Annotated in this window: 7 protein-coding genes and 1 pseudogene; 2 read left to right on the top strand and 6 right to left on the bottom strand. The window is 37.3% G+C overall.

What is annotated here, in order from left to right:
• Positions 1–123: 123 nt before the first annotated feature.
• The 5 genes and pseudogenes from B2Y23_RS15445 to B2Y23_RS04020 form a co-directional block, all read right to left on the bottom strand.
• A pseudogene (locus B2Y23_RS15445) lies at positions 124–785 on the bottom strand (MBL fold metallo-hydrolase); the annotation flags it as partial.
• 3 nt (positions 786–788) lie between these two features.
• Complete coding sequence (locus B2Y23_RS04035; protein WP_414632116.1) at positions 789–965, bottom strand: hypothetical protein; 177 nt, start codon at positions 963–965, stop codon at positions 789–791.
• 304 nt (positions 966–1,269) lie between these two features.
• Positions 1,270–2,022, bottom strand: a complete 753-nt coding sequence (locus tag B2Y23_RS04030; RefSeq protein ID WP_291369170.1) for a zeta toxin — start codon at positions 2,020–2,022, stop codon at positions 1,270–1,272.
• A gap of 4 nt (positions 2,023–2,026) precedes the next feature.
• Complete coding sequence (locus tag B2Y23_RS04025; RefSeq protein WP_291369168.1) at positions 2,027–2,284, bottom strand: hypothetical protein; 258 nt, start codon at positions 2,282–2,284, stop codon at positions 2,027–2,029.
• A gap of 138 nt (positions 2,285–2,422) precedes the next feature.
• Positions 2,423–2,788, bottom strand: coding sequence for an immunity protein Imm33 domain-containing protein (locus B2Y23_RS04020; RefSeq protein ID WP_291369166.1), 366 nt, complete (start codon positions 2,786–2,788; stop codon positions 2,423–2,425).
• A gap of 127 nt (positions 2,789–2,915) precedes the next feature.
• On the opposite strand from B2Y23_RS04020, the gene B2Y23_RS04015 reads away from it, so the two are divergent.
• On the top strand, positions 2,916–3,536 hold the full coding sequence (locus B2Y23_RS04015; protein WP_291369164.1) for a LexA family protein: 621 nt from the start codon (positions 2,916–2,918) through the stop codon (positions 3,534–3,536).
• Positions 3,537–3,652: 116 nt separating this feature from the next.
• Here B2Y23_RS04015 and B2Y23_RS04010 read toward each other — a convergent pair whose 3' ends face one another.
• A complete protein-coding gene (locus B2Y23_RS04010) occupies positions 3,653–3,790 on the bottom strand; it encodes a hypothetical protein (RefSeq protein WP_291369162.1) in 138 nt (45 codons plus the stop codon).
• Between the two features lie 335 nt (positions 3,791–4,125).
• Here B2Y23_RS04010 and B2Y23_RS04005 point away from each other — a divergent pair.
• On the top strand, positions 4,126–5,308 hold a 1,183-nt coding region (locus tag B2Y23_RS04005; protein WP_291369161.1), incomplete at its 3' end, for a Y-family DNA polymerase.

Below are 5,308 nucleotides of genomic sequence, written 5' to 3'. Positions count from 1 at the left end.
TTACTTTTTAGATGAAATTATTTTTGAGTAAATTAGGAATTTAATCAATTGCCAATTTTTTAAAATATTATTTTTGCTTAGGCTATTTATGTAGATAAAAACTGGTGAAGTTCTTGCTTGGGAAATAGATAAAGTCGAATCACGGCGACTATGCATCTCAACAAAATCTGATTTAGAGGTATTTTCGTTTTAGTGAATGTTTTTATATTTTGCTCGGTAATACTGCTTTTATGACAATAATCCTGTCGGTCTTTTTATAAATAATTATGAAACAGGAAAACCTGGGTATTCTCATCTAGTTGATAAGCAAATAAATTTACAGCCCTGCCCTTGGAAAATTACAGCGTGCTGTGACATAGTCCGGCATAAAGAAGGTATCGCCTACAAATACGGTGTCACCAATACCAAGGACATACTTAAACATACAGGCATATGTCCTGCTGTAGGAATGTTATAATCTTTCAACTCCCTTATTTTAAATGTTTCTCTATCTTTAAACAGCTGATCAAAATTTTGACTGGCATTAAATCGCTTGATATCCAGATGGTAAATAGCACTAAGGGTTTCCTGCACAATGGCTATTTCTTTATTCATTGCAATTTGGCCGCCCAATTGTGTTTTTAATGTTGTGATGCAGTGAGGTGATTTGTATGAAAATGAGTATCCAAAATTCATTCTATGCTTAGGCTATTTTGATATACATAGTTGATAATTAAATCTGCCTGCGTGGTTTGGGTTGTTGCTGACGGCGCATCGTAATCCAGCACACTATCAATGATTGTACAGTGCTAACAGATAGGATCCACTGACCACATAAATAAATGCCGGTTTTTAACACGGTTAAAGTTTAGCACCTGTGCAATTAAGCCGCTCATTCCGGCAATACGGCTATTCACATACAAATATCCCGCTACCGATAGACCGAGCAGAGTTTCATCTATAAAGAAACACAAGAAATCATGCATAAGAGAATGCTCCAAAGAACACAATATATCTTTATTTAATCTATACTTTTATTCAGATTAAATATTGATCAATGGAAACATGTTTGCTTTAGTTCTCTAAGGATTAATATCTATCCTATAAATCACTATACGCCGTGCACGCACAAAGAAATATCAAGACCAGTGTAAATCTTGTTTAATTTATTGTTTATTTACGACTTTTAAAAATATAGATTATTTTTCTGCCTTATTTTGCTTGATCTATGTAGTGATTAAATCACACTGATAGGGAAATTTGCCCAAATCCAGGATCTGAATATATTTTTTATTCTTCTATAAATTCTTTAAGTACTTTTTCTGCAAACCACCACGGTAACTGATGAATTTCTGGGTTCATTTTCAATGTTTCGGCTGCCTCTATTTCGGCAATAAAAGCCGCTTTTTCACCGTTAGATGAGTTATCAAACAAATAGGTACGATCACTGGCATCAATCGCCTGCATGAGTAAATCCATACTACGGTAATAACGTTCCACAATCTTTTGCTCTGGAACCGGATGTCCACCGACACTTACCCGATATTTAACCCGGGCAATATTAATTCTTGGGTCAACCGTAGAAACATAATATAAATAGGTTTTAAAACCCTGTCGCTGAGCTTGTTGTAGAAATTCCACCTTAGAGATATGTGACATTACCGTTTCGAAGGTAAAACTAATTTTTAAGCGCAAAAATTCCAGGCGGATATAGTCAATAATCCGTGCACAGAGATAAGAATCTATTTCTGAGTCTTGAAACTGGATATTCCCGTTATCGAGCACGATGGGTTCGTGTTGCAGTAAAGCAACGAGCTGTCCAGATTGAGGACGTTTTTTCTGTTTAAGGAAACTAACTAAGGCTTCAGCTTTTAATGCAGGATGATAGCTCATTAAATGCAGTCGCTGACTCAAGCGAAGATTTTGTTCCAGTTCATCAGCATTTAAATAAGCCCCAATATGATGGGGCAATAAATATTCTTTGACGGTACTCTTTCCAGATCCATTAGGACCGGCAAACATCCTTATTCTTGGTTGAGGCATTCAGTTATACAGCTGCCTCTTGTTTTCTTTTGCGTTTTAAAACTTTAGGAAGATGATCAACACTAATATATGCTTGATGCAAGTCCGCAATTACGGTTTCTTGTCCATTCATTTCGCGTTGTAACAGTTGCTGTTCTTTTGCATACACGACCGTTGCTGCCGCACATGCTTTATTAAAGGCATGACGGAAAGCATGGATGGCAAGTTTAGGAATCATGTCATCCTCATATTTGCCTGCTTTCATGATGGTATAAGCTGTCATGGAACAACTCCCGTTATACAAGGTGTATTTGCCTATTATACTAACATAGTCATCATAATTGTCTATAAATACACCAACATAGAAATGTAACGCTTTGCAGTGAATCTTATTAAAGCTACTGATGAAGTAGCTTGTGGATTATAGATCTTCCTTCCAGACATCTTCATAGTCTTCACGATCAATCATAAAACGGAAACCTTCAGCCAGAGCCAGGTATGGTAGCGCTTCAGGAAAAATATCCTGTAACTCGCGAACGGTCATGGTCTGGAAAAAGTCTTCTCCTGCTTCCAGTTCACCACCATAAATAAACCAGCCAATATTTTCATCCGTTTCAGGCTTTTTACGAATCCCGACAATAGGTTCTTTATTTAAGGTTTGAACCGCAATGGCTACGACGTCATCACCACTCACTTGAATATAGGCAGAATCAAATTCTTCACATAATAACTTTTGTTCTGCAATCAGTTCTTCTAAAGGTGAAAGTTGTTGGGAGTTTTTTGGCATTGCGTTTCTCTGGTATATAAAAACCGAATAGTGATAGTTTAACTTAGAACGATTTCCCATAGCTAAACTTTTTATTTTCAGTATTTTTTGCTAAGCTTGAAAAAGTTACAAAATCAAAAAGATATCCATGAAACCACAAGATACAACAAAATCGATAATAAGTCCTGAACATGGCCACGGCGGCAAACGCAAGAATGCCGGTCGCAAAACCCAGTATCAGGAAAAAACCGTAGTCATGCGCGTGCCTGAGTCTAAAGTACTGGAAATCAAGTCATGGTTAAAACCCAAACCAGCAGATGACCGTAGTCAGAAGATTGAACTGCATCCTATACAGATTCAGACCCGACTCGATATTCCTTATCCTTTGGAATCGGTTGCAGCAGGTTTTCCCTCTCCGGCTCAGGATTACACGGAAGATGTTATCGATTTAAATCAATATCTGGTGCATAACCCTGCAAGTACCTTTGTATTACGGGTAAATTCGCTGTCTATGAAGAATGCAGGCATAGATATTGATGACCAGATTCTAATTGATCGCAGCTTAAAGGCAGAACATGGCGATATCGTTCTCGCTTTAATTAATAATGAATTTACCGTGAAACGGTTAATGAAAGAGAAACAGAAAAATAGCGAACTGAAAATCTGGTTAAAAGCAGAAAATCCTGAATATCCCGATATTTATTTGCGTAGCGAAGAACAGCTGGTGATCTGGGGTGTCGTGACCTGTATTTTAAAAAAACTACGCTAATAAGTTATATAGATTGCTATGCAACCGGAATAAATTATATTTTTACTTTTAAATAGACCAACAAAAGCCCCAAGTAAACTTGAGGCTTTATGCTAAATCCTTAGCCAGGCTGAGGATTATTTTTGCTGTTGAGGGTTCTTTTGCTGCTGTTGGCGTTGATTACCCTGATTTTGCTGACGTTGATTGTCTTGCTGCTGTTGCTGTTGATGCTTTTGATTATCGCTTTGCTGATTCGATTGTTGTTGATTAGCCATTTTCATATCCATCCTTTAGATTGATTACTAGCTCTGAGTGCTAGGGATATGCCGTATGTATTACGACTCTTATTAATCTAACGGATATTTTGACTTAACCAACCCGCAAACTGTATCGACTTAATTCATTGTAATTTTCAGAATATTAATTTGCTGATTTTTAGTGCATCACTCAATTACAGCTTTACGCTATTAACGTGAAGTACACCGAACCTTACAAGTCACTGAACGTCTTTATCGAATGCCCTCTTGATTCTCCAAATTTTTTAAATTTGAAATTGATCTGGAATTTTATTATTCTTATCTTGAAAACGTTACAATTTCAAGAATAAAAAATGAAAACACAACTGTTTGCTTTAATTGATATTAATAACTGTTATGTCAGCTGCGAACGGGTATTTAATCCTCGTTTAAATGGTCAGCCCGTGGTCGTACTCTCTAATAACGATGGTTGCGTCGTTTCTCGAAGCAATGAAGCCAAAGCGTTAAGTATTGGTATGGCCATTCCATGGCATGAAGTCAAGCAACAGGCTTTAGCCAGAGGAGTAAAAGTATTTTCCAGTAATTACCCTTTATACGCAGATATGTCACGGCGCTTTTTTTCGATTCTGGAACAGCACTTTCATCCGGATGACCTGGAACCTTATTCGATTGATGAGTGTTTTATCCAGCTCAGCAGTTATTCGGAATTTTTTGATATCGAACACTATTGCCGAGAATTAATCAGGCTTATTGAACAATGGCTGGGTTTGCCCTGTTGTATAGGCATTGGGACAACCAAAACCCAAGCCAAACTGGCCAATTATTTTGCCAAAAAAAGAACCGGTTTTAATTCTCTGTGTTATTTACCGAATTTAGACTTATGCAGTTATGAAAGCTTACTCTTGGACACACCGGCGAGTGAGGTTTGGGGCATTGGTCGTAAAATCAGCAAACAGCTTCAAGACTATGAAATTTATAGTTGCTATGACTTAACTTTTGCCAATGAACATCATCTTGCCAAGCAATTTTCGGTGCTGATTGCACGGACCATTCGTGAACTAAAAGGTCAATCCTGTATTGCACTAGATGACCCTGCAATACCAGCAAAAAGAATCCTTTCATCACGAAGTTTTGCTTCAGCCTTGACTGAAAAATCAATCATTAAACAGGCTGTCATTTTTCATGTTAACCGTGCCCATAAACGCTTAGTTAAACAACAGCAACTTTGTGCCTGCGTCCATGTTTCACTTTATATAAAGATACCCAATCCACCCTATAAAAAGAGTATTTCTTATGCACTAGGTCTGGAATATGCAAGCGATGACTTACTTGCTTTAAATTGCGCAGCATTAAAGCAAATAGATGTTTTATTTAAGGAAAATCAGAAATACATTAAAGTAGAAGTCATGTTTAGTGCATTACATATTAAACAGCACTATATGCATGACTTATGGCAACCCGTCGCCATGATTCAACAACGGGATGATTTAATGAAAACCTTAGTGCAAATGCAACAACGCTATGGCCCGGATTGCA

Source organism: Acinetobacter sp. UBA5934 (genome assembly GCF_002430855.1).
Taxonomy (GTDB): Bacteria; Pseudomonadota; Gammaproteobacteria; order Pseudomonadales; family Moraxellaceae; genus Acinetobacter.
The sequence above is the reverse complement of the archived record's forward strand: the minus strand, read 5'-3'. Positions and strand labels throughout refer to the sequence as shown.